This window comes from Moorella naiadis (nom. illeg.), assembly GCF_051020825.1.
Lineage (GTDB): Bacteria > Bacillota > DSM-521 > Neomoorellales > Neomoorellaceae > Neomoorella > Neomoorella naiadis.
This window is the reverse complement of sequence record NZ_JAXGFQ010000003.1, coordinates 158,907-185,275: the sequence shown is the minus strand read 5'-3', so window position 1 is coordinate 185,275 and position 26,369 is coordinate 158,907. Positions and strand designations below refer to the sequence as shown.

Below are 26,369 nucleotides of genomic sequence, written 5' to 3'. Positions count from 1 at the left end.
ACCTTAGACTTGCCGGCACCAGAGGTTTATGCTATACTAACCCCTGGTGTTTGATTCCACACGCGCCGGACGCCGGGAGTAGTGCCGCCTGCAGCGGTTCCCCCGGCCGGATGAAGGTGACGGCGGTAAAAACTAAAGGAGGTGCATTTCATGGCGATTATCTCCATGAAGCAGTTACTGGAGGCCGGCGTCCACTTCGGCCACCAGACCAGGCGCTGGAATCCCAAAATGGCGCCCTATATCTTCACCGAGCGTAACGGGATCTATATCATTGATCTCCAGCGCACTGTCAAGAAGATCGAAGAGGCTTATAATTTTGTCCGCGATCTCTCCCGGGACGGCGGCAAAATCCTCTTCGTCGGGACCAAGAAACAGGCCCAGGAAGCCGTTAAAGAAGAAGCTGAACGCTGCGGTATGTTCTATGTCAACATCCGGTGGTTGGGTGGGACTCTGACCAATTTCCAGACCATTCGCAAGCGAGTCGATCGCCTGAGGGAACTGGAACGGATGGAGGATGAGGGTACCTTTGATCTCCTGCCCAAAAAGGAAGTCGCCCAACTGCGCGGCGAAAGGGAGAAATTGGAGCGTTTCCTGGGTGGGATCAAGGAAATGAAAAACCTGCCCGACGCCCTCTTTATAATCGACCCGCGTAAAGAACGCATCGCCGTGGCCGAGGGGCGGCGGCTGGGCATACCCATTGTCGCCATTGTGGATACCAACTGTGACCCTGATGAGGTTGATTACGTAATCCCGGGTAATGATGACGCCATCCGGGCGGTGCGCCTGCTGACCAGCAAAATGGCTGACGCCGTCATTGAAGGCCAGCAGGGCCAGGATCAACCCGAGGAAGTCGTCGGCGAATAGTATTTGTATACTAACTTCAGGTGGACAGGAGTGGAATTATGATCGCGGCTGCTGATGTCAAAGAACTGCGGGAGCGAACCGGGGCCGGGATGATGGATTGCAAAAAAGCCCTGGCCGAGACTAACGGCGATATGGAAAAGGCCATTGAGTACTTACGGAAAAAGGGCCTGGCTACAGCGGCCAAACGGGCCGGCAAGACTGCCAATGAAGGCCTGGTGCAGGCCTATATCCACGGGGGGGGCCGGATTGGCGTCTTAATTGAGGTTAACTGCGAGACTGACTTTGTGGCCCGGACTGATGATTTTCAGGAACTGGTCCACAACCTGGCCATGCAGGTGGCCGCTTCGCGGCCGGAGTATGTAGCCCGGGAAGACGTGCCGGAGGAAGTTTTAGCCCGGGAAAAAGAGATCCTGAAGGCCCAGGCTTTGAATGAAGGCAAACCGGAAAAGGTAGTAGAGAAGATTGTCAGCGGGCGCCTCGAGAAGTTTTACCAGGAAAACTGCCTCCTGGAGCAACCTTATATTAAGGATATGGACCGGACCGTCCAGGATCTGATTAATGAAAAGGTGGCCAAATTGGGCGAAAAGGTAGTAGTCCGGCGTTTTGTCAGGTACGAAGTCGGCGAGGGTATCATCCAACCTGAAGAATAAACGGCCGGAAAAAGGAGCACGAGAGTGCTCTTTTTTTCCATGACGAAAGAGGAATTTTACCAAACATGTAGAAAGTATTCAGGAGCTACGGGGGTAATGACAGGGTTATGGTCCAGCCCAAATACAAGCGAGTTATCCTAAAGATTAGCGGCGAAGCCCTGGCCGGTAACCAGGGCTTTGGCATCGAACAGGATGTAATCACTTCTATAGCCAGCCAGATTAAAGAGATCCGGGAACTGGGTGTTGATGTCGCCATCGTCGTCGGTGGCGGCAATATCTGGCGGGGGGTCAAGGGCAGCGCCAGGGGAATGGATCGAGCCACAGCCGATTACATGGGTATGCTGGCCACGGTGATCAATTCTCTGGCTCTCCAGGATGCCCTGGAGAGCCAGGGCGTCGATACCCGGGTGCAAACGGCTATTGAGATGCGCCAGATTGCCGAGCCTTATATCCGCCGCCGGGCCATCCGGCATCTAGAAAAAGGGCGGGTGGTCATTTTTGCCGCCGGTACAGGGAACCCCTATTTCTCCACCGACACCACAGCGGCCCTGCGGGCGGCTGAGATCGAAGCCGACGTCATCTTAATGGCCAAGCGCGTCGATGGTGTATATGACTCCGACCCGGAGCTAAACCCCGATGCCAAACGCCTTAAAGACCTGGACTACCTGACTGTCTTGAACGGCGGCCTGGGGGTAATGGATTCCACAGCTACTTCCCTGTGTATGGATAATCATATACCCCTGATTGTGTTTGGGATCAAAGAAGAAGGGAATATCCTCAAAGCAATTCTGGGTGAGCCGATAGGCACCTATGTAGGGAGGTCGGAGAATAATGCTGGCTGATATCCTTCAGGAAGCAGAAGGAAGGATGCAAAAGGCAGTCGAGGGGTTACGGCGGGAACTGGCTTCTTTACGGGCCGGACGGGCCAACCCGGCCCTCCTGGAAAAGGTCCTGGTGAATTACTATGGTACGCCGACACCAGTGAACCAGCTGGCGACAGTCGCGGCCCCGGAGGCCAGGCTGCTGGTGATCCAGCCCTGGGACCGCAGTATCCTGCCCGAGATTGAGAAGGCAATTTTAAAGTCCGACCTGGGCCTAACCCCGTCCAGCGACGGCACCGTAATCCGTATTGCCATTCCCCAGTTGACGGAGGAAAGGCGGACCGAGCTGGTCAAGGTCGCCCGCAAGAAGGCGGAGGAATTCCGGGTTCTGGTGCGCAATGCCCGCCGGGAGGCCAACGATAAGTTAAAGGCCCAGGAAAAGAACAAGCAGGCCTCGGAGGATGAGGTCAAACGGGCCCAGGAAAAGGTCCAGAAGGCAACCGATAACTATATCCAGACCATTGATAAGGTCCTGAGCACCAAGGAAGCGGAGATCATGGAGGTTTAATACCGCAAGTGAAGGAACCTGACTGCCTGGGCTTGACCCTGGCGGCGGCCAGGGAGTTGCTGGCGGCAGCAGGCCGGCAACTCAGGAATTATTGCTATACTGGTCCCCGGAGACCTGCGGCCGGTGATGAAGATTACGGCCGTGTGGTTCGCCTGCGCCTGGTGGGAGCCGACCAGGTTGACCTGGTCCTGGCTGTTGTAGATACTACCACCAGTGAAAGGAGGTGGAGAGACCATGTCCCATCGGATAACTGAAGAATGCCTGGCTTGTGGCGTTTGTGCCGATGAATGCCCCAACGGGGCGATCTCTGAGGGCGAAGATATCTATGTTATTGACCCGGAACTCTGCACTGATTGCGGTACTTGCATGGAAGCCTGCCCGAATGAGGCCATCGTCGAAGAGTAAGATGGCGACAAATCCCCCTCCGGAGAGGGGGTTTGTTTTATAGCCATGACCCAGGGAGGCAAACTAGTGTTTAGTTTTCTGAAAAAAAGCCCCCGGCCCCGGACAACAAAAGTAGATAACCAGGATCAAGAACTCCAGCGAGAACGACTGCCACGGCATGTGGCCATTATCATGGATGGTAACGGCCGCTGGGCCCGGCAGCGAGGCCTGCCCCGGCTGGCCGGACACCGGGCCGGGGTAGAGTCCCTGCGGGAGATCGTCCGCGCCTGCGCGGACTGGGGCATAGGCATTCTGACGGTCTATGCCTTTTCCACGGAAAACTGGAAAAGGCCCCACGAAGAAGTCGAGGGTTTAATGAACCTGCTGGTAGAGTACCTGCGCCGGGAGCTCGCGGAGTTGCAGCAGGAAGGGGTCCAGATCCGGGCCATCGGCCGCCTGGAGGAGCTGCCCCGGCGGGCCCGGGAAGAACTGGCACAGGCCATTAAAAAGACGGCCGGTAATAAGCGGTTAATCCTTAACCTGGCTTTGAATTACGGCGGCCGCAAGGAACTGGTTGATGCCTGCCGGCAGATTGCCACCCGGGTAGCCCGGGGCGAACTGGAGCCGGAAGCCATTGACGAAGAGGTAGTGAGTAACTCTTTATATACCGCCGGCCTGCCGGATCCCGACCTGTTGATTCGCCCTTCCGGGGAACTACGGGTGAGTAATTTTTTGCTCTGGCAGCTGGCCTATACGGAATTCTGGATAACCAGTACCTACTGGCCCGACTTCCGGCGCGAGGAACTGCGCCAGGCCCTGCTGGATTACCAGCAAAGGGAGCGGCGTTTTGGCGGTCTGAAAATCTAACCTGATGGTGGTGTAGTTATGCTTGCTGCCAGGCTGGTAGTGGCCCTGGTAGGTATCCCGTTATTACTGGGGGTAACCTTTTTCGGCGGGTGGTGGCTGAACCTGCTGGTCGGCCTGTTGACCGTCGTTGGCATGCTGGAGTTTTTTCAGCTGGCCACCCGCTGGGAAGTAAAACCCCTGGTACCGGCCGGCCTTTGCGGAGGCCTGTTCTTGATTCCGGTAGCATATCTTAATAGGGGAATACCTGCCTGGGCTGTAGCCGTTTTGACAACCGGCCTGCTGCTTCTTTTCCTGGTCCGTTTTCCCCGCGTTAAAGTAGTCGACCTGGCAGTTACCTTCCTGGGCATCTGTTATGTGGGCGGCTTCCTGGCTTACCTGCCCCTGTTGCGCCTGTTACCGGGAGGGGCCGGTATTCTTACAATAACCTTCCTTTTAACCTGGGCTAACGACACGGGTGCCTATTTTTGTGGTTTGCTCTTCGGTCGCCACCATCCCTGGCCCGATATAAGTCCCGGGAAAACCCTGGCAGGGGCCTTGGGTGGTCTGGTTGGGAGCTTAATCGTAGCCCTGGCGGTAGGACCACTGCTCTTACCCGATCCCGGCTACTGGCTCCTGGGAGGGTTGGGTCTCCTGGCCTCCCTGGCCGCCCAGGCTGGCGATTTAATGGAATCCGGATTAAAGCGCCAGGCAGGGGTAAAGGATAGTGGCTGGCTCCTGCCGGGCCACGGCGGCATTTTAGACCGCTTTGATAGTTTGCTTCTGGTAGCGCCGGTGGTATACTATTATCTGGTCGTTTTTCTGTTCTAACATGAGGAGGGAAGTCTTTGGCCGGCCTTAACGGGCGTTTCCAGCAGACCTTTCAATCTTTACTGCTGGCGCTGATGGGTGTCATCCTGTTCCTACTGCTCTTTTATTACATATTCCCGGCTGTCAGGGAGATTATCAAGGCCCTGGTACCGGTCGTCCTGCCCTTTGCCCTGGCCGGCCTTTTGGCCGCCATTATTGACCCGGTGGTCAATTTTATCGAAAAGCGGGGCAAAATTGGGCGTGGTTGGGCGGTTATAACCACCCTGCTACTGGTGCTGGCTGTTTTAAGTGTAGCCCTGTTTTACCTGATAGCCAACTTAATTGTAGAACTGCAAAGCCTGGTGATGACCCTACCGGCCCAGGCGCGTAGCCTGGGAACCTTGCTCCAGGATTATTTTTACCGTCTCCAGAGTTTTTATTTCGGCGGCAACCTGCCTCCGGATATCTTCAGCACGTTACAAACCCTCCTCAATAACGGCGTCAACGTTTTAAAGCAGATCCTGACCCAAACGGTCCAGGGCCTGGTCATCCTGGTCAGTTCGCTGCCGGAACTCTTTATTTTTGTTATTATTTCCCTGGTAGCCACCTATTTCTTCAGCCGGGACAAGGAGTTGATCCTGCGAACCATGCTCCGGGTGATGCCGGCCGGCTGGCGGGAACGGACGAGCCGGGTCTGCAACTCCCTGGGCCAGGCTATTATCGGTTACCTGCGGGCGGAGATTCTCTTAATCAGCCTGCAGATGACCCAGAGTGTAATCGGTCTGCTCATTCTTAAAGTAGACTACGCCCTGACCCTGGCCTTTTTAATCGGAGTGGCCGATTTCCTGCCCATTGTCGGGCCGGGTACAGTCTTTATCCCCTGGATAATTATTGAGTTCATCATCGGCCACTATGGCCTGGGCCTGGCCCTGCTGATTCTCTATGCTTTCATTATTATTCTCCGCCAGGTGTTGCAGCCCAAATTGGTGGCCGTCAACCTTGGACTGTACCCATTAACTACCCTCATCGCCCTTTATGCCGGTTTAAAGCTCCTGGGAGTGGTTGGTCTGGCCCTGGGGCCCTTAACCATCGTAGTCTTGAAGGCCTTTTTCCGTTCTGAGCAGGAGGTTAATAAGTAATTGACTAAAGAAATAACTATTCTGGGCTCGACGGGTTCCATTGGCCGGCAGGCCCTGGAGGTGGTGGCCGCCTACCCGGATCGCTTCCGGGTTGCCGCCCTGGTGACGGCCAGGAACGCCGAACTCCTGGCCGCCCAGGTACGCCGGTTCCGGCCCCGCCTGGCAGTTCTCCTGGATGCTGAACGAGCCCGGGCTCTGGCCACTATGGTCCAGGGCCTGGATGTCCAGGTCCTGGCCGGGGAGGAAGGCCTGAAGGCGGCCGCCTGCCTGGCGGGGGTTGAACTGGTGGTAGCGGCCATGGTTGGTATCCGCAGCCTTACTGCTCTCCTGGCCGCCCTGGAGGCCGGTAAGGATATAGCCCTGGCCAATAAAGAAGTCCTGGTAGCCGCCGGTCACCTGGTCATGGACCAGGCCCGGCGTTCAGGCCGCCGCATCATCCCTGTTGACAGCGAGCACTCGGCCATCTTCCAGTGCCTGCGCCAGGGCGGTCGTATCGTCGAGGTACTGATTACCGCCTCTGGGGGCCCTTTACTGGAGATGACCCCGGCGGAGATGGCCGCCGTTACTCCTGAACAAGCCCTGCAGCATCCTACCTGGGTCATGGGGCCGAAGGTGACCATTGATTCGGCCACCTTGATGAATAAGGGCCTGGAAGTAATGGAGGCCCACCATCTTTTTAAACTGGATTACGATCAAATCAAGGTTTTAATCCATCCCCAGAGCGTGGTCCATGCCCTGGTACGTTACGGCGATGGTTCCCTTTTTGCCCACCTGGGGCCGGCGGACATGCGCCTGCCTATCCAGTATGCCCTGACCTGGCCGGAGAGATGGGACCTGGACAGCCGGGTCCTGGACCTGATCGCCTTGGGTCACCTCGATTTTGGGGAGCCGGACCGGGAGCGCTTCCCCTGCCTGGACCTGGCCCTTCAGGCCGGCCGGGAGGGGGGCACTTACCCGGCCGCCTTGAGTGCCGCCGATGAAGTAGCAGTTGAGTATTTCCTGGCCGGGAAGATACCCCTGACGGCCATCAGCCGGGTAGTGGCCAGGGTACTGGAAGAACACCAGCCTGTTGCCACCCCCGACCTGGAACAGGTGCTGGCTGCCGACGCCTGGGCCCGGGGGCGGGCTGAGGAGGTAGCAGCCCACATCCCATTGACAGGAGCTGAGTCCCGTTGACCATTATTCTGGCCCTGATTATGTTCAGTATCCTGGTCCTGGTCCACGAAGGAGGCCATTTCCTGGCGGCTAAGCGCGCCGGGATTAAAGTCGAAGAGTTTGCCGTCGGCATGGGCCCGGCCCTCTTGCAGGGCAAATGGGGGGAGACAGTTTATACCCTGCGGGCCTTCCCCCTGGGGGGATTTAACCGCATGGCCGGTATGGAGGGGCCCAATCTTGGTGACCCCCGGGGTTTTAATCGCCAGCCGGTCTATAAACGGATGGGCGTCATTGGGGCCGGTTCGGGGATGAATTTCCTCCTGGCCCTGGTACTCTTTATCATGGTCTTCATGGTTATCGGGATACCGGCCGACGTGAACGTTGTCGGCCGGGTGGAACCGGGAATGCCGGCCGCCCAGGCCGGACTCAGCCCGGGGGATAGAATCCTTCAGGTCGACAATATCCCAATAAGTACCTGGAGGGAAATGGTTGACCTGATTAACAAGCACCCCGGGGAAAAGCTAACCCTGCTGGTGGAGCGGGGGGGCCAGCAGAGGCAGGTCACCCTGACCACGACCAGGGATCCCCAGTCGGGGGTGGGGTTGATTGGTATCGGCCCTACTTGGGAGCGGCAGGGGTTATGGCGTTCCATTGCCTTGGGCACGAGGGAGGCGGTGGAGATTACCAGGTTGATTATCTTGAGCCTGGTGCAGATGGTGACAGGTAAAGTTGCTGCCGAGGTGGTCGGCCCGGTGGGCATCGTCCAGCTGGTGGGCCAGGCAGCTACCTACGGCCTGGCCAATGTCCTGAACTTTATGGCTGTCCTGAGCCTGGACCTGGGGATCATCAACCTCCTGCCTGTTCCCGCCCTGGACGGGAGCCGCCTGGTGTTCCTGGGCCTGGAAGCTGTACGGGGACGGCCCATTAACCCGGAAAAGGAGAATTTTATCCACCTGATTGGCTTTGCCCTGCTCGTGGGCCTGCTGATTTTGATTACCTACCATGACTTAATCCGGATCTTCAGCTGAGGTGAAGCTAATGACCGGCAAACGCCGGCCCACCCGCCAGATTCATATCGGGCAGGTGGTCATCGGCGGCGGCGCTCCCATCTCCGTCCAGTCTATGACCAATACCGACACCAGGGATGTCGAGGCTACCGTAGCCCAGATTGCCAGACTGGCCGCAGCGGGCTGCGACATTGTCCGTCTGGCCGTACCAGACCAGGAGGCGGCGGCCGCCCTGGCCCAAATCAAGGCCCGGGTGACTCTCCCCCTGATTGCCGATATTCACTTTGACTATCGCTTGGCCCTGGCGGCCCTGGAGGCGGGGGTGGACGGCCTGCGCCTGAATCCCGGCAATATCGGCGGGCCGGAACGGGTCAAGGCGGTAGTCAAAGCGGCGGCGGCCCGGCGGGTGCCCATTCGCATCGGCGTTAACGCCGGCTCTTTAGAAAAGGAGGCCCTGGAGACTTACGGCGGCGTGACGGCAGCGGCCATGGTCGCCAGCGCCCTTAAACACGTGCGTCTCCTGGAGGATCTGGATTACCGGGAGATTAAGATCTCCCTCAAGGCCGCCGAGGTACCCCTGATGCTGGCGGCCTACCGGCTCATGGCGGCAAAAGTCGCTTACCCCTTGCACCTGGGGGTGACCGAAGCCGGTCGGGGCCTGGAGGGGGCGGTCAAATCGGCCGTGGGGATCGGCATTCTTCTCAATGAAGGCATCGGCGACACCATCCGGGTCTCCCTGACGGGTGACCCGGTGCAGGAGGTCAGAGCCGGTTTTGCCATCCTGCGCTCATTAGGCCTGCGGCAGCAGGGCATTGAGCTGATCTCCTGTCCCACCTGCGGCCGCTGCCAGGTGAACCTGGAGGCCGTAGCGGCCCGGGTCCAGGAGGAGCTCCAGGACATCAAAAAGCCCCTCAAGGTGGCCGTTATGGGCTGCGCCGTCAATGGTCCCGGTGAGGCGCGCCAGGCCGATGTGGGCATCGCCGGCGGGCGCGGCTTTGGTCTTCTCTTCCGCCACGGCCAGCCGGTACGTAAGGTCAGGGAGGAAGATCTCGCCCGGGTTCTAATCGAAGAAGCGCGCCGCCTGGCAGCCGAAGACCCAGGCGAGGAATAATAGAGGAATAATAAATGAGGAGGTTAAAAATGCGCACGACAGAACTGTTGGCCCCGACCCTGCGGGAGACTCCCGCCGAGGCCGAGATTGCCAGCCACCAGCTACTCCTCCGGGGCGGCTTTATCCGTAAAGCCGCCGCCGGCATCTATACCTACCTGCCCCTGGGCCGGCGGGTGCTGGCCAAAATCGAGGCCATTGTCCGGGAAGAAATGGACCGGGCCGGCGGGCAGGAAGTAGTCCTGCCCATAATCCAGCCGGCCGAACTCTGGCAGGAAAGCGGCCGCTGGGAGGTTTACGGCGAAGAGATGTTTCGCCTCCAGGACCGGCACCAGCGCCAGTTCTGCCTGGGCCCTACCCACGAAGAGATTATCACCGCCCTGGTACGGAGCGAGGTCAATTCCTATAAACAACTACCCTTGCTCCTTTACCAGATCCAGAACAAATACCGGGATGAGCGCCGGCCCCGTTTCGGCCTCCTGCGGGGACGCGAGTTTGTTATGAAGGACCTTTATTCCTTTGACCGGGATCAGGAAGGTCTGAATGAGAGTTACCGCAAGATGTACCAGGCCTATAGCAACGTCTTCCGGCGCTGCGGTCTGGATTGCCGCCCGGTGCAGGCCGACAGCGGCGCCATTGGTGGTAACTACAGCCACGAGTTCATGGCCCTGGCCGCCGCCGGGGAGGCCATGCTGGTATATTGCCGGGAGTGTGCTTACGCCGCCAACGTAGAAATCGCCGTAGCCAGGGCCATGCCCAAAGGGGCGGCGGAGGAACCGGCGCCGTTAAAGGAAGTGGCGACGCCGGGACAACGGACGGTGGCGGAAGTCTGCTCCTTCCTGGACGTCACCCCGGACAGGCTCATTAAAACCCTCTTTTATGAAGCCGATGGCCAGCTGGTGGCCGTCCTGGTCCGGGGTGATCGGGAATTAAATGAAGTCAAGCTGCAAAACCATCTCGGCTGCCGGCAACTGACCCTGGCCGATCCGCAAAGGGTCAGGGAGGTCACCGGAGCCCCGATAGGCTTCGTCGGCCCGGTGGGTTTAACGGGCGTGCCCCTTTATGCCGACCTGGAGATCCCCTATTTGGTCAACGGTGTGGCCGGCGCCAACCGGGAGGATTACCACCTGGTGAATGTCAATCCGGGCCGGGATTTTAAACCGGCCGCCGTGGCCGACCTGCGCCTGGTGGAGGCCGGTGAGCCCTGCCCCCAGTGTGGCGCCCCTCTGAGCCAGGCCCGGGGTATCGAGGTCGGCCAGGTCTTCCAGCTGGGGACTAAATACAGCCAGGCCCTGGGGGCTAACTATACCGACGCCCGGGGCGCGGAACACCCCCTGGTGATGGGATGCTACGGTATCGGCGTCAGCCGGACTATGGCAGCCATAGTAGAACAGTACCATGACGAGCGGGGCATTATTTGGCCCTTGAGCGTCGCTCCCTATCAGGTAGTGATTATCCCGGCGGCCATGAAGGACGACAGCCAGCTGGACGTGGCCGAGGACCTCTACCGGGAACTGGTCGCCGCCGGGGTGGAAGTCGTGCTGGACGACCGGGACGAACGGGCCGGTCTCAAGTTTGTCGAGGCTGATCTCATCGGTTATCCTTTACGGGTCACCGTCGGCAAGCGGACGGTGACCAACGGTACCGTCGACGTCAAATGGCGCTCCCAGGAGAAGGAAGCCCCCCTACCCCGGGAGGGCCTGACGTCGCGCCTTCAGGCCCTGCTGGCCGGAGAAATGCAAAAATATCGCTAGGGGTTGAAGGGTATGGCTGCGGTGAAAAACCTCTGGCAGGAACTGTTGGCCGCCGGGTCCATAAAGAAAGTTGAAATCGCCCGCCGGGCCGGCAGGTGTTGTATTTGGCTCAATTCGTCCCGGCCCCTGGAGCCGGATGCCCTTACAGCCTGCAGGGAGTTTCTGGCCGGGGAGTTTCCCGGCTTTACTTTTATCATTAACCAGGAAGAAGCCCCGCCCCCCGTGGATCTGGAAGTCCTCATAACCGAACAGAGGGCGGCGCTCCTGGCCGAAGTGGCCCGGACCCTGGGCAACGGTGGTGCCGCCTGGCTGGCCGGGGCCAGGCTGGAAATAAAGGGGGATAAACTGCACCTTATCCTGCCGGCTTCCCTGGCCGTCGAAGCTCTAAAGGCGCGCCGGGGGGACGCGGTTCTGCAGGAAGTCCTGGCCCGTTACGGCTGCCAGGTAGAGGTAGAACTGAGGGCTGATGATGACTACCAGCAGGAATTGATTTCCACCTCCCGGCGGCTCCAGGACCGGCAGCTGGAGCAAGTGCGGCGGGAGGAAGCGGCTGCAAGCAAACCCCGGGCCGGTACCGGCAAAGGACCGGCAGACGGCCTGCTCCATGGCAACAAGATTACGGCCGCGCCCCAGCCCCTGAAAGAAGTCCAGGAAGAGGAGAAACAGGTCACCGTCCAGGGGGAGGTGTTGAGCTTTGCTTCCCGTCAACTGAAGTCGGGACGCTGGCTGGTGAGCTTCGATATTACCGATTATACCGACTCCATCAGCGTTAAGGCCTTCATTGACCAGGGGCCCCTGACGGAAAACGGCCTGGCGCCGGGGGACTGGGTCCTGGTCCAGGGGCCGGTCCAGTACGACCGTTACAGCCAGGAACTGGTCCTGATCGCCGATGCCGTCGCCCGGGGCGAGCGGCCGGTGCGGGAGGATCAGGAGCCGGAAAAAAGGGTAGAGTTACACCTCCATACCAAGATGAGCGCCATGGACGGGATCACCGAAGTGGCGACGGCAGTCCAGCAGGCCGCCCGGTGGGGCCATGGAGCCATAGCCATTACCGACCACGGTGTAGTCCAGGCCTTCCCGGCGGCAGCCGAGGTCGGGCGGAAGTACGGGGTGAAGATTATTTATGGCCTGGAGGGCTACCTCTTCGATCATGATGACCAGCCTCCCGACCGCCAGCCGACCTATCATATTATCCTCCTGGTTAAAAACCAGGAAGGCCTGGCCAACCTCTACCGCCTGGTTTCCCGGGCCCACCTGGACTACTTTTATCGTAAACCCCGGTTACCACGCCACATGCTCCAGGAGCATCGGGCAGGGCTTCTACTAGGGACGGCCTGCGAGGCAGGGGAGTTGATCCGGGGTTACCTGGCCGGAGCCGAGGCCGCCCGCCTGGAGGAAATTGCTTCTTTCTATGACTTTCTGGAGATTCAACCCCTGGCCAATAACGACTTTTTAATCCGCCGGGGAGAGATAACCGACCGCCAGGCCCTGATGGACATGAACCGGCAGATTGTCGCCCTGGGGGAAAAATTAGGAAAACCGGTCGTCGCCACCGGCGATGTGCACTTCCTAAACCCGGAGGACGCCATTTATCGCCAGGTCCTCCTAGCCGGCCAGGGCTACGCCGACGAGGTCCAGGCCCCCCTATATTACCGGACGACGGCAGAGATGCTGGCCGAATTTGATTACCTGGATGTAGCGACGGCCCGCCGGGTGGTGATCACCAATCCCAGGCAGATAGCTGACCAGGTGGAAGAGTTAAAACCCATTCCCGATGAATTCTACCCACCGGAGATACCGGGAGCGGAAGAGGAATTGACCCGGATTGTTATGAACCGGGCCCGCGAGTGGTACGGCGACCCCCTGCCGGAACTGGTCCAGGCGCGCCTGGATAAAGAGATGCAGGCCATTATCGGCCACGGTTTTGCCGTCCTGTACCTCATCGCCCATAAGCTGGTGCGTAAATCCAACGAAGACGGCTACCTGGTGGGTTCCCGGGGTTCTGTGGGTTCTTCCCTGGTGGCTACCATGGCCGGGATCACCGAGGTCAACCCCCTGCCACCCCATTACCGCTGCCCCGCCTGCTGTTACAGTGAGTTTATTACCGGCGGCAGCGCCAGGTGCGGCGCCGACCTCCCGGCCCGGGACTGCCCCTGCTGCGGCTCCAAGCTTTTGAAGGATGGCCATGACATTCCCTTTGAAGTCTTTCTGGGCTTTAAAGGGGATAAAGTACCGGATATTGATCTCAACTTTTCTGGTGAATACCAACCCCGGGCCCACCAGTATACCGAGACTATCTTCGGTAAAGATCACGTTTTCCGGGCCGGCACCATTGCCACCCTGGCCGAGAGGACGGCCTTCGGCTTTGTCCATAAATATCTGGAGGAAAAAGGGCTTAAGGCCCGCCAGGCGGAAATCAACCGCCTGGTGAAGGGGATAACCGGCGTCAAACGCACCACCGGCCAGCACCCTGGCGGGTTAATGGTCGTCCCCCGGGGGGTTGATATGCACCAGTTTACCCCCCTGCAGCACCCGGCCGATGACACCGGCAGCGGCACCATTACCACCCATTTTGATTACCACTCCATCAGCAGCCGCTTGGTGAAGCTCGACCTTCTGGGTCACGACGATCCCACGGTAATCAAAATGCTGGAGGATCTCACCGGCGTCAACCCCCGGGAGATCCCCTTGGACGACCCCCGGACCATGTCCCTCTTTTCCAGCGTCGCAGCCCTGGGGGTGAAGCCGGAGGACATTGGCTCCCAGGTGGGCACCTTGGGCATACCTGAGTTCGGCACCCGTTTCGTCCGCCAGATGCTGGAGGATACCCGGCCGCGCACCTTTGCCGAACTGGTGCGCATCAGCGGCTTTTCCCACGGCACCGACGTCTGGTTGAATAACGCCCAGGATCTGATTAAGAGTGGGATGACGCGTTTGAACGAGGCCATTTCCACCCGGGACGACATCATGAACTACCTCATGGAGCATGGCGTGGTGGCGGACATCGCCTTCCGCACCATGGAGGATGTGCGCAAGGGCAAGGGTGTGAAAAAGGAGTACGAAGAGGCCATCCGGGCAGCCGGGGTCCCGGACTGGTTTCTGCAGTCCTGTAAAAAAATCAGCTACCTCTTCCCCAAGGCCCACGCTGTGGCCTATGTAACCATGGCTTTCCGGATAGCCTATTTCAAGGTCTATTACCCGGAAGCCTTCTACGCCTCTTTTTTCAGCATCCGCGCCGACGAATTCGACGCCGACGTGGTGGCCGGCGGGTTGGAGCGGGTGCAGGAGGAGATTGCCACCCTGGAGAAAAAAGGCAACGAGGCCACGGCCCGGGAGAAAAATATCCTCACGATTATGGAGGTGGCCCGGGAGATGTATTACCGGGGCATTATCCTGGAGCGCATCGACCTGCAGAAATCAGCCGCCGGCCGCTTCCTGGTGGCCCCGGGCCGCCTCCTGCCGCCCCTGGGGGCTTTGAGCGGGGTAGGCCAGGCCGCGGCCGAGGCTATCGTCCGCGCCCGGCAGGAGCGGCCCTTTACCTCCATTGAGGACCTGCAGTACCGTTCCCGGGTCAGTAAGACGGTCATCGAAGCCCTGGAAAAGCACGGCGCCCTGGCCGACCTGCCGGCCTCCGACCAGCTGGTGTTTTTCGGGTAGACCCTCACGTTATATCTGGGACACCAACTGGGTATGCAGCTTGCCGGTGGTAGGCTCCAATTCTGGGCTGCCAATCCTGGAACTGGCTTCAGCTGGTTCCTACGGGATTCCGGCCTCTCACTTCCAGCTGCCGTTACATGAACACTTCCCGGTTTTACGCCGGGGGGTGTTTTTAATTTTAATACGATGCCTGTCGAAAACAAAGGAAAGGTGAGACTGCATGTAAACGATAACAAGGCGGACAAGACAGATAATAGCAGTAAAATAAGGAAAGTATAATTAAATTACCTTAACTTTTCCTCATACCACCATACTGACCTGGTAACAGGGGCCAATTTAAGCCGATATTTGCGAAAACAAACCCTCTTGGCACCCCTAATCTTCAGGCTAAAAGATAAATTTCACTCAAAAAAATTTTATTAGGTAGCAGGAATCTGAAAACCCATGGCGAATATATAGAATTAAATAGTAATCGATTACATAAATAATATCAGAATTACCATCAACGATTAAACAGCGGAAGGAACAAGATAATGCCGACCATTAAAGATGTAGCGGAGCAAGCCGGCGTTTCCACCGCCACCGTATCCCGGGTTCTCAACGGCGACAAAGTGAAGGAAGAAACAGAAAAGCGGGTCCTGGCCGCCATTGCAACCCTGGGTTACCGGCCCAACCAGATCGCCCGCAGCTTAAAGACCCAGAAGACCCAAACTATTGGCTTTGTGGTTCCCGATTTTGGACCTTTCTTTATGCAGGTGGCCCAGATGGTGGAGGATATCTTGAACGGCTATGGTTATAGTTTAATCGTCTGTAATAGCAAAGAAAATCTGGCGCGGGAACAAGACCGGGTGAAGATGCTGGCGCAAAAACAGGTTGACGGGCTCCTGGTTGTTCCAACCAGTGATACGGCCGACCATTTGGTAGAAATCCAGGAGGAAGGTACTCCCGTAGTCCTGGTCGACCGTATGGTTAAATATATGGAAGCCGACTGCGTCCTGGTCGATAATGTTAACGGCGCCTACCAGGCGGTAGAGCACCTGGTAACCAAAGGCTACCGGCGCATCGGCCTTATTAATGGCCGCCTGGAAGTCACCACCGGCGAAGAACGCTATCGCGGTTACCTGCGGGTTTTTGAAGATTACAACCTCCCGGTCGATGAGAGCTTAATTCGCAGCGGCGATTTTTCCACTGAGAGCGGTTACGCCCTGATGAAGGATTTGCTGGCCCTCCCGACCCCACCGCCGGCAGTCTTTGTAGCCAATTATTATATGACCATCGGCGCCATGCTGGCTGTTAATGAAATGGGTATTGAAGTACCTCGCGATCTGGCCCTGGTAGGTTTTGACGATATGGAATTAACCAGATTAGCCAACCCGCCCTTAACCGCTGTTGTCCAACCCATGCAGGAGATGGGAGAGAAGGCGGCCCGGCTCATTTACCAGCGGGTGAGTGGTGACAATACCGGTTTCCCGCAGATGTACCGCTTAAAGCCGGAACTGGTCGTTCGCCATTCCACCTGCGTTGTAAATGGAGGTGGGAAGTTGGAAGTGGGTGGTTGGCGAGTTGTGGAAACTGGGTAAACCTATGAAGGGAAATGATGCTAAAAATACAGGATATACTTAAGGAAGGAATTATTGAATAACCTACAAATAATAATAGGCACCCAAAATTCCAGATAAAGATAATATTAAAGCTATGTAGCTTTATAAAAACCCTGGAACTATTAAGTGGAACGTAGTAATTATCATAAATTAACGAGTAGATTACATTTTAAAGCTCATATTAATGACAAAGATGTTAATTATCACAACTTGAATATAAATAACCGGAAACGCCAGATTTTAAGAAAATTGGCTTCTAAAATAACTGAAATTGTAGTTAGGCCTGAACAAGAGACAAAAAAGGAACTCTGGATACAACATAATTTTCTCCCACATATGTTTGAGGAATTTATTTTTCCTTATCAACTACCCATATTGCAAAAATTTGGGTTGAATTGTTATGGATGTTGTGGAGCTAAATTTGAGGTGGGATATAATTAAAAAGATTCCTCGACTCAGAAGAGTATTTGTATCACCTTGGGCAATATCGAAGATATGGCAGAAAAAATTACAAGATGAATATATTTTTTCCATGAAACCCCATCCAGGGGTATTGGCAGAGTTTAATATTGATGAAGATAAAATTCGTAAAGATTTGAGGCATGCCCTGGAGATAACCCGTAATTTTAGAGTCGAAATTATAATGAAAGATAATCACACATTAGGTAATAATCCCCAAAATGTTATTTGATGGTGTAAAATTGCTAAGGAGGAAGTGGAAAGGTTTTAAAGTCCTCTATATACTTTACGATCTCTCAAAAAAAGGAGGTTATAATCGGATATTGGAAAATTAATCTGGGAGGTGGAATACTAAAACAGAGAATAGCGAAGTATAACTAACGGCTTTAAAAAAAGAAAGGAGGAAAAGTATGTTTGGTTTAATTAAGATTAAGAAAAGTAATTATGTCAGGATTTTATTGGGATTAGTTGTTTTGACAAGCCTTTTGTTGTTTACTGCCTGCGGTAGTCAAGGAAAGGAAACACCTTCTGCTAAAGATAACAAAGAAAATGGCGCCCCTAAAGTTAGTGACAAGCTTATTGATTTACGGGTAGGAGTTTCACCCGACGCTATTGATCATGTGACGGTTTTTGCGGCTGCGGATAAGGGCATTTTTGAAAAGCATGGTTTAAATGTAAAATTGAAAACCTATGCAACTGGAGTTGAGTTGGTTAATGCTCTCCAGGCAGGGGACGTGGACGTTTCAGTACTAGGAGTTCCACCTTTTTTATCGGCTGCCTCGAAAGGTATTCCCCTGGTATTAATTTCAGCGAATCACGGCAAACCTGAAACAAATGCCTATAATACCGATCATGCAATAATTGCCCGTCAAGGCTCAAATATTACAGCTGCAAATCTTGAAACCCTGTATAATAAAAAAATCGGTGTTGCTTTCGGAACCAGTAGTGAGCTTTATGTAAAAGGCGTTTTGGATGCTGCAGGAAAGGATTCCAGTAAACTCAACCTTATTAACATGACACCTCAGGACGCGATCTCTGCCCTTGCCAGTGGTGCTATTGATGCACTTGCTTTCTGGGAACCTATACCCTCGAATGCGTTAAAGAAAATACCTGGATCTTATTTAGTTATACGTGGCCAATCTACTTTTAAAAACGTCGGGACGATACTTTCGACTAAAAGTTATGTTGAAAAAAATGGCGAAGCTATTAAACGGTTTCTAGTAGCTGCTGCCGAAAGTCAACAATGGATACGTGGGCATAAAGCGGAAGCAAGTGAAATAGCCTCGCATTGGGCTTCGGGTTTAGACAAGGAAGTAGCTTTAATGGCAATCGATGCAATATCATTTGATATGCGAGTTTCAAAAAATAGCATAGATGCCTTAAATTATATGATGGACTTACTTGATAAGCAGGGTAAGTTAAAAAAGTTTAATTTGGATAATAACCTTATGCTTAAATACAATCAAGAAGTTCAGAAGGAATACCCTCAGTACTTTAAAGATTTACCACCTATTCCCCAGGATAAACAGTTATAACCGGTGTTAAATAAGGTGGGGCATGAGTTTAGGAAACTAAATTCATGCTCCCTAACCTCAACGGGGGGTTACAGAAAAGTGTTTAATAAGTCTCGTTCCTTTATCCGTCATCCCAGTATATGGTTTACTTGTTTGATTTTGGTTTTATTACTTGCCTGGCAGGGGTGGGCGTTTGCAACGATGAATGAAAGAATTACCCCTGATTTAAAGACGGCCTTAGAATCCCAAAAGTATGTAAACATCAAGGTGGTATTACCTTTTTCGCCGGAACCCTTTCACATGGAAAAATTTCATGACATGGGAACGGTTATATTTGCTAATGAAAATTCTATTATGATTAATCGGGTTAAAGCTAAAGATGTCTGGAGCTTGGCGCGGGAATATTGGATTACCAGTATTGCTCTTAATCATCAGTAATGTTTTGCGAGATGACCGGAGGTAAAAAATTTATGATAGCCAAAGCATCACATGAGCCCTTACTTTCTGTGGAAAACCTAAGTCATACTTATAAACATCCTCAGACTAACGAACAGATAAATGCGTTAAACAACATCAATTTGTCAATTTATGAAGGGGAATTTATCTGCCTTTTAGGTCCCAGTGGGTGTGGCAAATCTACTTTACTTTCTATAATAGCCGGCTTAGTTCGCCCATCAACGGGGAAAGTTCTTATGGAAGGAAAGTTAGTAGAAAAGCCGGGCCGTGAACGGGGTGTAGTTTTTCAGGATTACGCCCTCCTTCCCTGGAAAAATGTATACGAAAACATTGGGTTAGGCTTGCAGATACGTAAGGTACCCCGTAAAGAAATAAGACAAACCGTTGATATATTTATTAAACTGGTTGGCTTAAATGGTTTTGAAAATAAATTTCCCCATGAACTCTCCGGCGGTATGAAGCAGCGGGTTGGTGTCGCCAGGGCTCTGGCTAATGATCCAAAAGTTGTTTTAATGGATGAACCCTTTGCAGCGGTAGATGCCCAAACTCGTGCTTCTTTGCAGCGCGAATTAATTGATATCTGGGCTAAAACAGGTAAAACCATAATTTTTGTTACTCATAGTGTAGAAGAGGCAGTAATTCTGGCTGATAGAGTAGTAGTATTAACATCCAGCCCCGGTTGTATCCGTAAAATTATATCCATTGATATCGAACGCGATCAGCGTATTTCTACTAATATTAAGTTCTCTAAAACCTGTGAAGAGCTTTGGAACTTACTCCGTAAGGAGGTAAGGTCCAATTGAATGAAACCTATAGTACGAACAAAAGATGGTTAAGAGGAGTTATTTCTTTCGTAGTTCTTCTGGCCATCTGGCAAATCTCTTATTTACTGGCTAATTTCCCGGCTACGTTGTATCCTCCACCGCTAAATGTATTGCATGAATTGATTTTACTAGGCAAAAAAGGCATCCTGTTGGAATACTTTTTGGACAGTATGCTAAGGTTGCTCATTGCAGCAAGTATTTCTTTCGCTTTAAGCATCCCATTGGGTTTAATACTGGGTTACAGTTCTAAAATAGCAGATATGGTATTACCATTCATAAACTTTTTCCAGTCTATTGCTGATATGGCATGGTTACCAATTGTTATCTTTTGGCTTGGCTACGGTACGAAAACCATTATTTTAGTAGTTGCTTATACGGTTTTTTTTCCTGTTTTGTTTAATACCATTCTCGGAGTAAAACAAGTCCCCAAGAATATGATTAATGCTATTTTAGTCCTGGGCGGTACAAGGAAGCATGTGTTATTTAATATCTTATTACCCGGCGCTATACCAAATATTGTAACCGGTATAAGGGTAGGGGTAGGTTATGCCTTTCGTTCTCTAATTGCCGGGGAAATGATTGCCGGAACTAATGGATTGGGATATATGATTTTTGATGCCCAACGTTCATCTTTAACTCAACGCGTAGTGGTAGGTATGATTCTGATGGGGATTATCTGGCTGGTTTTAGATAGATTTTATCTAAAGCCTTTTGAAAAGGCTACCATAGAGCGTTGGGGTATGGTTGAAAAGGCGAGGTGATCAAATTGGGTAAAATAATTATTACAACCTGGCGGCGGACAAACTGGTTGATACCTTTCATTATAACTTTAATCGTATGGATAATCTTAGCCAATTCAAAGCTATGGCCTGATTACCTCTTGCCATCTCCTCAATCTGTCGTAATTGCCCTTGGGGAGCTGATCAAGACCGGTACACTTACCCAAAATATTATTTTAAGTCTTGAGCGCTTAATAATAGCTTTTATAATTAGCTCTGCCATAGCAATTCCTTTAGGAATAGGTATTGGTGTTAATGTAACTATAGCTCAATATTTTGAACCAGTAGTTAACTTCTTTCAATCGATTGCAGGCATCGCCTGGATACCTATTGCTATATTGTGGTTGGGTGTAGGTTGGGGGACCGTTATTTTTGTCATTGCCAACGCTATCTTTTTCGCAGTTTTATTCAATACGATAGCGGGCGTAGAGAGTATACCAGCTAACATGAAAAATGTCGTACTAACGTTAGGTGGAAACCCCTGGCATGTATTAAAAGAAGTGGTATTACCTGGCTCTCTTCCTAACGTTGTCATGGGCATGCGTCAAGGCCTGGCTATGGGCTGGCGCTCTTTAATGGCGGCAGAAATGATAGCTAGTACAAGTGGTTTGGGGTATCTAATCTGGGATGCTCGTTCTTACTATCGCAGTGACATGATATTAGTTGGTATTTTTTTCACAGGTTTAATTTGGTTAGCTATGGATCGTCTCTTGCTCAGACCATTGGAGATGCATACTATTGAAAGATGGGGCCTGGTACGTATGGGAGAGGATAATATCTAAACTAGTTGATGTTCCAATATATACTTTTGGTAGAGGGTGATATCAGTGCTCACGCATAAATTACAGCGATGCATCAGGCCTGGGTGATATAAGAGGAATGGCGGGGTTTGCGATAATTCATAGCACGGAAAAAATAAATGCATTAGGATGAGGTGGAAAAACATGAATGTAATCCTTGTTGTATCCGACACTTTTCGTTACGATAACCTTTCCTGTTATGGGCCAACTAATGTCAAGACCCCACATCTTGATCGGTTTGCCAACGAGGCTTACGTTTTCGACAATGCTTATTTAGGGTCTTTCCCAACACTACCCAATCGCCTGGATATCATGAGTGGGCGCTTCAGCTGCATTGAGCATGAATGGTGTCCTTTACCAGCTGATACGGTGACGTTGCAACAAATCCTGAGTGCCTCAGGCATCGTTACCCAAATTATTTTCGATAATCCGCATCTAGTCTCGATGGGGTTCAACTATGAGCGAGGCTTCGATGGATGGGAGTGGATCCGGGGGCAGGAGGCTGATAGATGGAAGTCTACGCCACGGAACGTTAAGTTACCTGCGGACCTCAGCAAGTTACGTAGTCCGGATTTTCTAGTGCCAATCATCCTGCGTAACACGGGTTGGTGGAAATCAGAAGAGGATCGATTTGTAGCGCGGTCTATCAAAGCAGCGTGCCAGTGGCTGGAACAAAGCCAGGGTGAAGAGAAGTTCTTCCTGCATATTGACCTTTTCGATCCCCACGAACCATGGGATGCACCCAAAGAATATGTCGATATGTACGATCCGGGCTATATTGGGCCAGAACTCTTCTATGCACATTACGACTTCTGGAGAAATTATCTCACTGAAGACCAACTGAACCACGTGCGTGCTCTATACAAGGCTGAAGTCAGCCTGGTAGATCGATGGATTGGCGTTCTACTTGATAAGATAGACGAGTTAGGTTTGAAAGAAGACACAGCAGTAATTTTCACAAGCGACCATGGCTTCCTTTTTGGAGAACATGGGATTGTTGGCAAGTCGCTTCTCAACAGGGAAGGTTACTTTGAAGCGGTCAGGATGTATGATGAGATTCGTCGGATTCCCTTGATGATCCGTCTCCCGGGCCAAACAAAGGGTCAGCATATTGGTGCGTTGGTACAGTCACCTGATTTGATGCCAACTATCCTCGAGCTCAGCGGTTTGGTGACAACGGAGTCTGTCGGCGGTAAGGAGAATATCCAGGCCCTGCAGTGTGGTGTCTTCTATACTAAAGACTGGCAATTTCGACCGGAAACTCTCCACGGGAAGTCCTTGATGCCGCTTCTGCGCGGCGAGAAGAAGAAGCTTCGTGACATAGTCGTGTCCTCCAACACTCTGATTCACCACACTCCCATTCTGGCCAAGAGTGTCGTCGTGACAGAGGACGGCTGGTGTTTACATTATGCCGGTAATTACCCGGAAGAAGTATGTGATGCAGCAGTATTCCTGAATAAACTGATCGAACCTGGAACTAACCGCGTGCCCAATGAGCCGGCCCTGTTTTATCTCCCCGACGACCCGGAGGAGGAGCGGGACCTTATTCACAGTAACGAAAAGCTGGCCAGGGAAATACACGAACGCTATGTTCACTGGCTCGAAGAAATGGGTACGCCGGAGGCGCATCTCTCCGGCAGGTGCAAGCTGTAGCGAAAAGGAACACTTTCGGGTGCAAGCCCGGCTTACGGCCGAGCTTACACCCATAGTAACTATAGATCATCAGGGAGGGTAGCAACTGCCAATGCCAACAATCTTACAGCCGGGGATCAGAGCACCCGAATTCACATTGCCCGCCGTCAACCTGGGTCAGGAGGTGACTGTTAGTAACCGGTCAACCCACATGACGGTGCTCCTTTTCTTCGGATCTGAAGTAACTGATATCATAGCCGGTCAACTGGCCGGGTACCAGGAGCGACTATCGGATTTCGAAAGGCACAACGCCCAGGTCATCGCTATTACGGATGCTACTCCAGGTGACTTGAGGAAACTGGCGCAGGAGAGAAATATCGAGTTTCCCCTGGCAGCTGATTCTGACCCACTCAGGGGTGTAGCGCGTAGCTATGGTATAGTTGCCAATGAGGCCATCCTGCCGGCTGTATTCGTAGTCGACCAGGAAGGATTGATCCGCCGGGTTTATAATCCCGAGCCAACCATGGGCCTGCCCAACCCAGCCATAGTAAACCGGGCGCTTATCAATCTAGTCAATACACCGAAACCACCTCTTATGACCGCGGATGATTGGCGCCTGGGTTACCCGGAAGCACCTGTTGCCCTGATCGAATACGGTGATTACCAGTGCGGGCACTGCCAGGAACTCTATCGCGTTATCATGGAACTATTGCCCACCTACGGAGACAAGGTGCAGTTTGTTTTCCGACACTTCCCCCTGCGCCATCTGCATCCCCTGGCGGTACCGGCAGCCGAAGCTGCCGAGGCTGCCGGTATCCAAGGTAAGTTCTGGGAGATGCATGCCCGGCTGTTTGCAGCCGATAACGCATTGGAACGGGAAAACCTCATTGAATATGCCCGGGAGATCGGACTAGATGTAGAAAAGTTTACCGCCGATCTGGAGACCCACCGATTCGAAGACGCAGTCAAAGAAGATTATCGCGGGGCGACGCGGAACAAGATCAAGTCACCGCCGACATTATTCATAAACTACATTCTTTTTGATGGACCGCCAACTGCCAAGGCTCTGCGGGATAGGATCGATAGCCTGCTTGCCTGCCATACCTAATTCAGTCAACAAGGCAGATACTTTTCCCTGGAAGACGCACTTCCCGGGTATACTGCTAAAACAAAAAAAACAAAGCGGCAAGAAAGGGACGATTTGTTTGAAACGATACGGTATGGTCCTCAAAGTCAAACCGGAAAAACTGGATGAATATAAAAAGCTGCATGCCGCTGTCTGGCAGGATGTGGCTAAAATGATTACCGAGTGTAATATTCGGAATTACTCTATCTTCCATAAAGACGGTTACCTGTTTAGCTACTACGAATACATTGGCGATGACTACGAAGCCGATATGGCTAAAATGGCGGCCGATCCTATTACCCAGAAATGGTGGGAGGTGTGCATGCCCTGCCAAGAGCCCCTGGAAACCCGTCGCGAAGGGGAATGGTGGGCGGAAATGGAGGAAGTATTTCACCAGGATTGAGTGCAGTTACCCGTAGTCAGGCAATCAACCCCGACCCTGCCACCGGCATATTCCGGTCCCCCCCGGCTCCCAGTTGTAGTAGCCGGCGGCTTAAAGCCTGCGGTTAAAGATGCAGGAAGACATGGTAGTTTAAGGTATGAAGCCAGCTTATGATAGCAGCAATGATCTGATAAATCTTGATGAAGGTGAAGAGAGATGCAGGAGATACTATTTTTAACCACTACTTTACCGAAGATTGGCATCCGGCCGGTAATTGACGGACGTCGTAATGGTGTCAGGGAGTCTCTAGAAGACACCACTATGGGCATGGCCAGGAGAGTCAAGCAGCTCCTGGAGACCAATCTGCGGTATCCCAGCGGGGCGCCGGTGGAGTGCGTCATCGCCGATACCACTATCGGCGGCGTGGCCGAAGCGGCCCGCTGTGCAGAAAAGTTCGCCCGCGCCGGGGTCGGCCTGACGATCAGCGTCACCCCCTGCTGGTGTTATGGGTCCGAAACCATCGATATGGATCCTTTCATGCCTAAAGCCATCTGGGGGTTCAACGGCACAGAGCGGCCCGGGGCAGTCTACCTAGCGGCAGCCCTGGCCGGGCACAGCCAGAAGGGGTTACCGGCCTTTGGTATTTACGGCCGAGACGTCCAGGATGCCGGCGATACGAGTATACCGGACGATGTGGCCCAAAAGTTACTCCAATTCGCCCGGGCCGGACTAGCGGTAGCTTTAATGCGGGGCAAATCCTACCTGTCAATCGGTAATGTAGCTATGGGCATTGCCGGTTCTATAGTGAACCCTGATTTTTTCGAGGGTTATCTGGGCATGCGCTGCGAATATGTAGATATGTCGGAAATAACGCGGCGCATTGACGAGGAGATATACGATCAAGAAGAATATGCCCGGGCTATGCAATGGGTAAAGGAGAATTGCCGGGAGGGCAGCGATCGCAATCACCCGGAAAAGCAGGCTACCCGGGAACAGAAGGAAAAGGAATGGAGTATGGCCGTCAAAATGGCTCTCATCGGCCGGGACCTGATGATCGGCAATTACCGTCTGGCCGAACTGGGCTTCAGGGAAGAGGCCGAAGGCCATAACGCCATTGCCGCCGGTTTCCAGGGCCAGAGGCAGTGGACGGATCACTTCCCCAACGGCGATTTCATGGAAGCCATCCTGAATTCCTCCTTCGACTGGAACGGGGTAAGAAGGCCACACATTATGGCTACGGAAAACGACAGTTTAAACGGTGTGGCCATGCTGTTCGGGTACCTGTTAACCAATACGGCGCAGGTTTTTGCCGATGTACGGACTTACTGGAGCCCGGCCGCTGTGAAACGGGTGACTGGCAAGGAACTGGAAGGTACTGCCGCGGGCGGGATTATTCATCTAATCAACTCCGGCGCAGCGGCTCTGGACGGCAGCGGCCGCCAGACCAGGGACGGTAAGCCGGTAATGAAGCCCTTCTGGGAAATAACACCGGAGGAAGTTAAAGCCTGCCTGGAGGCAACCACCTGGTGGCCGGCTGTCCGGGAGTACTTCCGGGGTGGCGGCTTCTCCTCCAAGTTTGTCACCAGAGGCGGTATGCCGGTAACCATGTCCCGGGTGAATATCATAAAAGGGCTTGGTCCTGTTCTGCAGATAGCGGAAGGCTATACGGTAGAATTGCCGGATGATGTGCATCGTGTTCTGGACGACCGCACTGACCCCAGCTGGCCGACGACATGGTTCGCACCTATCCTTACAGGTAAAGGAGCCTTCACGGATGTTTACTCCGTCATGAACAACTGGGGCGCCAACCACGGGGCTTTCAGTTACGGCCATATCGGCGGGGATTTAATTACCTTGGCATCGATTCTAAGGATACCCGTAAGTATGCATAATGTCCCGCAGGCAAGGATTTTCCGGCCCAGCGCCTGGAGTGCCTTTGGTACGGAAGACCTGGAAGGAGCGGATTATCGAGCTTGCTATAACTTTGGGCCCCTGTACGGGAGATATTAACAAATCAAGAAAAGGAGTAATTTTTC

25 protein-coding genes are annotated in these 26,369 nt (G+C 53.4%); all 25 read left to right on the top strand.

Annotated features, from left to right (window positions below):
- The first annotated feature begins 150 nt into the window (after nt 1-150).
- Entirely contained in the window at nt 151-864 is a 714-nt protein-coding gene (rpsB, locus tag SDD30_RS03330; protein ID WP_434073514.1) for a 30S ribosomal protein S2, read from the top strand.
- Nucleotides 865-902: 38 nt separating this feature from the next.
- The gene (gene tsf, locus SDD30_RS03325) at nt 903-1,514 is read left to right on the top strand and encodes a translation elongation factor Ts (RefSeq protein ID WP_434073513.1); all 612 of its coding nucleotides are present in this window, start codon (nt 903-905) and stop codon (nt 1,512-1,514) included.
- A gap of 107 nt (nt 1,515-1,621) precedes the next feature.
- The gene (gene pyrH, locus SDD30_RS03320) at nt 1,622-2,356 is read left to right on the top strand and encodes a UMP kinase (protein ID WP_434073512.1); all 735 of its coding nucleotides are present in this window, start codon (nt 1,622-1,624) and stop codon (nt 2,354-2,356) included.
- Nucleotides 2,346-2,903, top strand: coding sequence for a ribosome recycling factor (gene frr / locus SDD30_RS03315; RefSeq protein ID WP_434073511.1), 558 nt, complete (start codon nt 2,346-2,348; stop codon nt 2,901-2,903). The genes pyrH and frr overlap by 11 nt, the downstream gene beginning before the upstream one ends.
- An 8-nt stretch (nt 2,904-2,911) precedes the next feature.
- Nucleotides 2,912-3,157 (top strand): hypothetical protein, encoded by a 246-nt coding sequence (locus SDD30_RS03310; RefSeq protein WP_434073510.1) that lies wholly within the window; start codon nt 2,912-2,914, stop codon nt 3,155-3,157.
- The gene (fdxA, locus tag SDD30_RS03305; RefSeq protein WP_434073509.1) at nt 3,138-3,308 is read left to right on the top strand and encodes a 4Fe-4S ferredoxin; all 171 of its coding nucleotides are present in this window, start codon (nt 3,138-3,140) and stop codon (nt 3,306-3,308) included. The genes SDD30_RS03310 and fdxA overlap by 20 nt, the downstream gene beginning before the upstream one ends.
- A gap of 45 nt (nt 3,309-3,353) precedes the next feature.
- Nucleotides 3,354-4,154, top strand: a complete 801-nt coding sequence (gene uppS / locus SDD30_RS03300; RefSeq protein ID WP_434073508.1) for an undecaprenyl pyrophosphate synthase — start codon at nt 3,354-3,356, stop codon at nt 4,152-4,154.
- Nucleotides 4,155-4,172: 18 nt separating this feature from the next.
- Complete coding sequence (locus SDD30_RS03295; RefSeq protein ID WP_434073507.1) at nt 4,173-4,961, top strand: phosphatidate cytidylyltransferase; 789 nt, start codon at nt 4,173-4,175, stop codon at nt 4,959-4,961.
- 17 nt (nt 4,962-4,978) lie between these two features.
- Nucleotides 4,979-6,079, top strand: a complete 1,101-nt coding sequence (ytvI, locus tag SDD30_RS03290) for a sporulation integral membrane protein YtvI (protein ID WP_434073506.1) — start codon at nt 4,979-4,981, stop codon at nt 6,077-6,079.
- Entirely contained in the window at nt 6,080-7,255 is a 1,176-nt protein-coding gene (locus tag SDD30_RS03285; RefSeq protein ID WP_434073505.1) for a 1-deoxy-D-xylulose-5-phosphate reductoisomerase, read from the top strand. It begins immediately after the preceding gene.
- A complete protein-coding gene (rseP, locus tag SDD30_RS03280; protein ID WP_434073504.1) occupies nt 7,252-8,262 on the top strand; it encodes an RIP metalloprotease RseP in 1,011 nt (336 codons plus the stop codon). The genes SDD30_RS03285 and rseP overlap by 4 nt, the downstream gene beginning before the upstream one ends.
- 10 nt (nt 8,263-8,272) lie before the next feature.
- Nucleotides 8,273-9,352, top strand: coding sequence for a flavodoxin-dependent (E)-4-hydroxy-3-methylbut-2-enyl-diphosphate synthase (gene ispG / locus SDD30_RS03275; protein WP_434073503.1), 1,080 nt, complete (start codon nt 8,273-8,275; stop codon nt 9,350-9,352).
- A gap of 29 nt (nt 9,353-9,381) precedes the next feature.
- Complete coding sequence (locus SDD30_RS03270; RefSeq protein WP_434073502.1) at nt 9,382-11,103, top strand: proline--tRNA ligase; 1,722 nt, start codon at nt 9,382-9,384, stop codon at nt 11,101-11,103.
- 12 nt (nt 11,104-11,115) lie between these two features.
- Complete coding sequence (locus SDD30_RS03265; protein WP_434073501.1) at nt 11,116-14,760, top strand: PolC-type DNA polymerase III; 3,645 nt, start codon at nt 11,116-11,118, stop codon at nt 14,758-14,760.
- Between the two features lie 533 nt (nt 14,761-15,293).
- A complete protein-coding gene (locus tag SDD30_RS03260) occupies nt 15,294-16,340 on the top strand; it encodes a LacI family DNA-binding transcriptional regulator (protein WP_434073500.1) in 1,047 nt (348 codons plus the stop codon).
- Between the two features lie 421 nt (nt 16,341-16,761).
- Complete coding sequence (locus tag SDD30_RS03255; RefSeq protein ID WP_434073499.1) at nt 16,762-17,052, top strand: hypothetical protein; 291 nt, start codon at nt 16,762-16,764, stop codon at nt 17,050-17,052.
- A 178-nt stretch (nt 17,053-17,230) separates the two neighbouring features.
- Entirely contained in the window at nt 17,231-18,355 is a 1,125-nt protein-coding gene (locus SDD30_RS03250; RefSeq protein WP_434073498.1) for an ABC transporter substrate-binding protein, read from the top strand.
- Between the two features lie 78 nt (nt 18,356-18,433).
- The gene (locus tag SDD30_RS03245) at nt 18,434-18,772 is read left to right on the top strand and encodes a hypothetical protein (protein WP_434073497.1); all 339 of its coding nucleotides are present in this window, start codon (nt 18,434-18,436) and stop codon (nt 18,770-18,772) included.
- Nucleotides 18,773-18,804: 32 nt separating this feature from the next.
- Complete coding sequence (locus SDD30_RS03240) at nt 18,805-19,593, top strand: ABC transporter ATP-binding protein (protein WP_434073496.1); 789 nt, start codon at nt 18,805-18,807, stop codon at nt 19,591-19,593.
- On the top strand, nt 19,590-20,375 hold the full coding sequence (locus SDD30_RS03235) for an ABC transporter permease (protein WP_434073495.1): 786 nt from the start codon (nt 19,590-19,592) through the stop codon (nt 20,373-20,375). Before SDD30_RS03240 ends, SDD30_RS03235 begins: the two co-directional genes overlap by 4 nt.
- A 5-nt stretch (nt 20,376-20,380) precedes the next feature.
- The gene (locus SDD30_RS03230) at nt 20,381-21,175 is read left to right on the top strand and encodes an ABC transporter permease (protein WP_434073494.1); all 795 of its coding nucleotides are present in this window, start codon (nt 20,381-20,383) and stop codon (nt 21,173-21,175) included.
- A gap of 162 nt (nt 21,176-21,337) precedes the next feature.
- The gene (locus tag SDD30_RS03225) at nt 21,338-22,846 is read left to right on the top strand and encodes a sulfatase (RefSeq protein WP_434073493.1); all 1,509 of its coding nucleotides are present in this window, start codon (nt 21,338-21,340) and stop codon (nt 22,844-22,846) included.
- Nucleotides 22,847-22,937: 91 nt separating this feature from the next.
- Nucleotides 22,938-23,933, top strand: coding sequence for a DsbA family protein (locus SDD30_RS03220; RefSeq protein WP_434073492.1), 996 nt, complete (start codon nt 22,938-22,940; stop codon nt 23,931-23,933).
- Nucleotides 23,934-24,030: 97 nt separating this feature from the next.
- Nucleotides 24,031-24,354 (top strand): L-rhamnose mutarotase, encoded by a 324-nt coding sequence (locus SDD30_RS03215; protein WP_434073491.1) that lies wholly within the window; start codon nt 24,031-24,033, stop codon nt 24,352-24,354.
- 195 nt (nt 24,355-24,549) lie between these two features.
- The gene (locus tag SDD30_RS03210) at nt 24,550-26,343 is read left to right on the top strand and encodes an L-fucose isomerase (RefSeq protein ID WP_434073490.1); all 1,794 of its coding nucleotides are present in this window, start codon (nt 24,550-24,552) and stop codon (nt 26,341-26,343) included.
- Nucleotides 26,344-26,369: the final 26 nt, after the last annotated feature.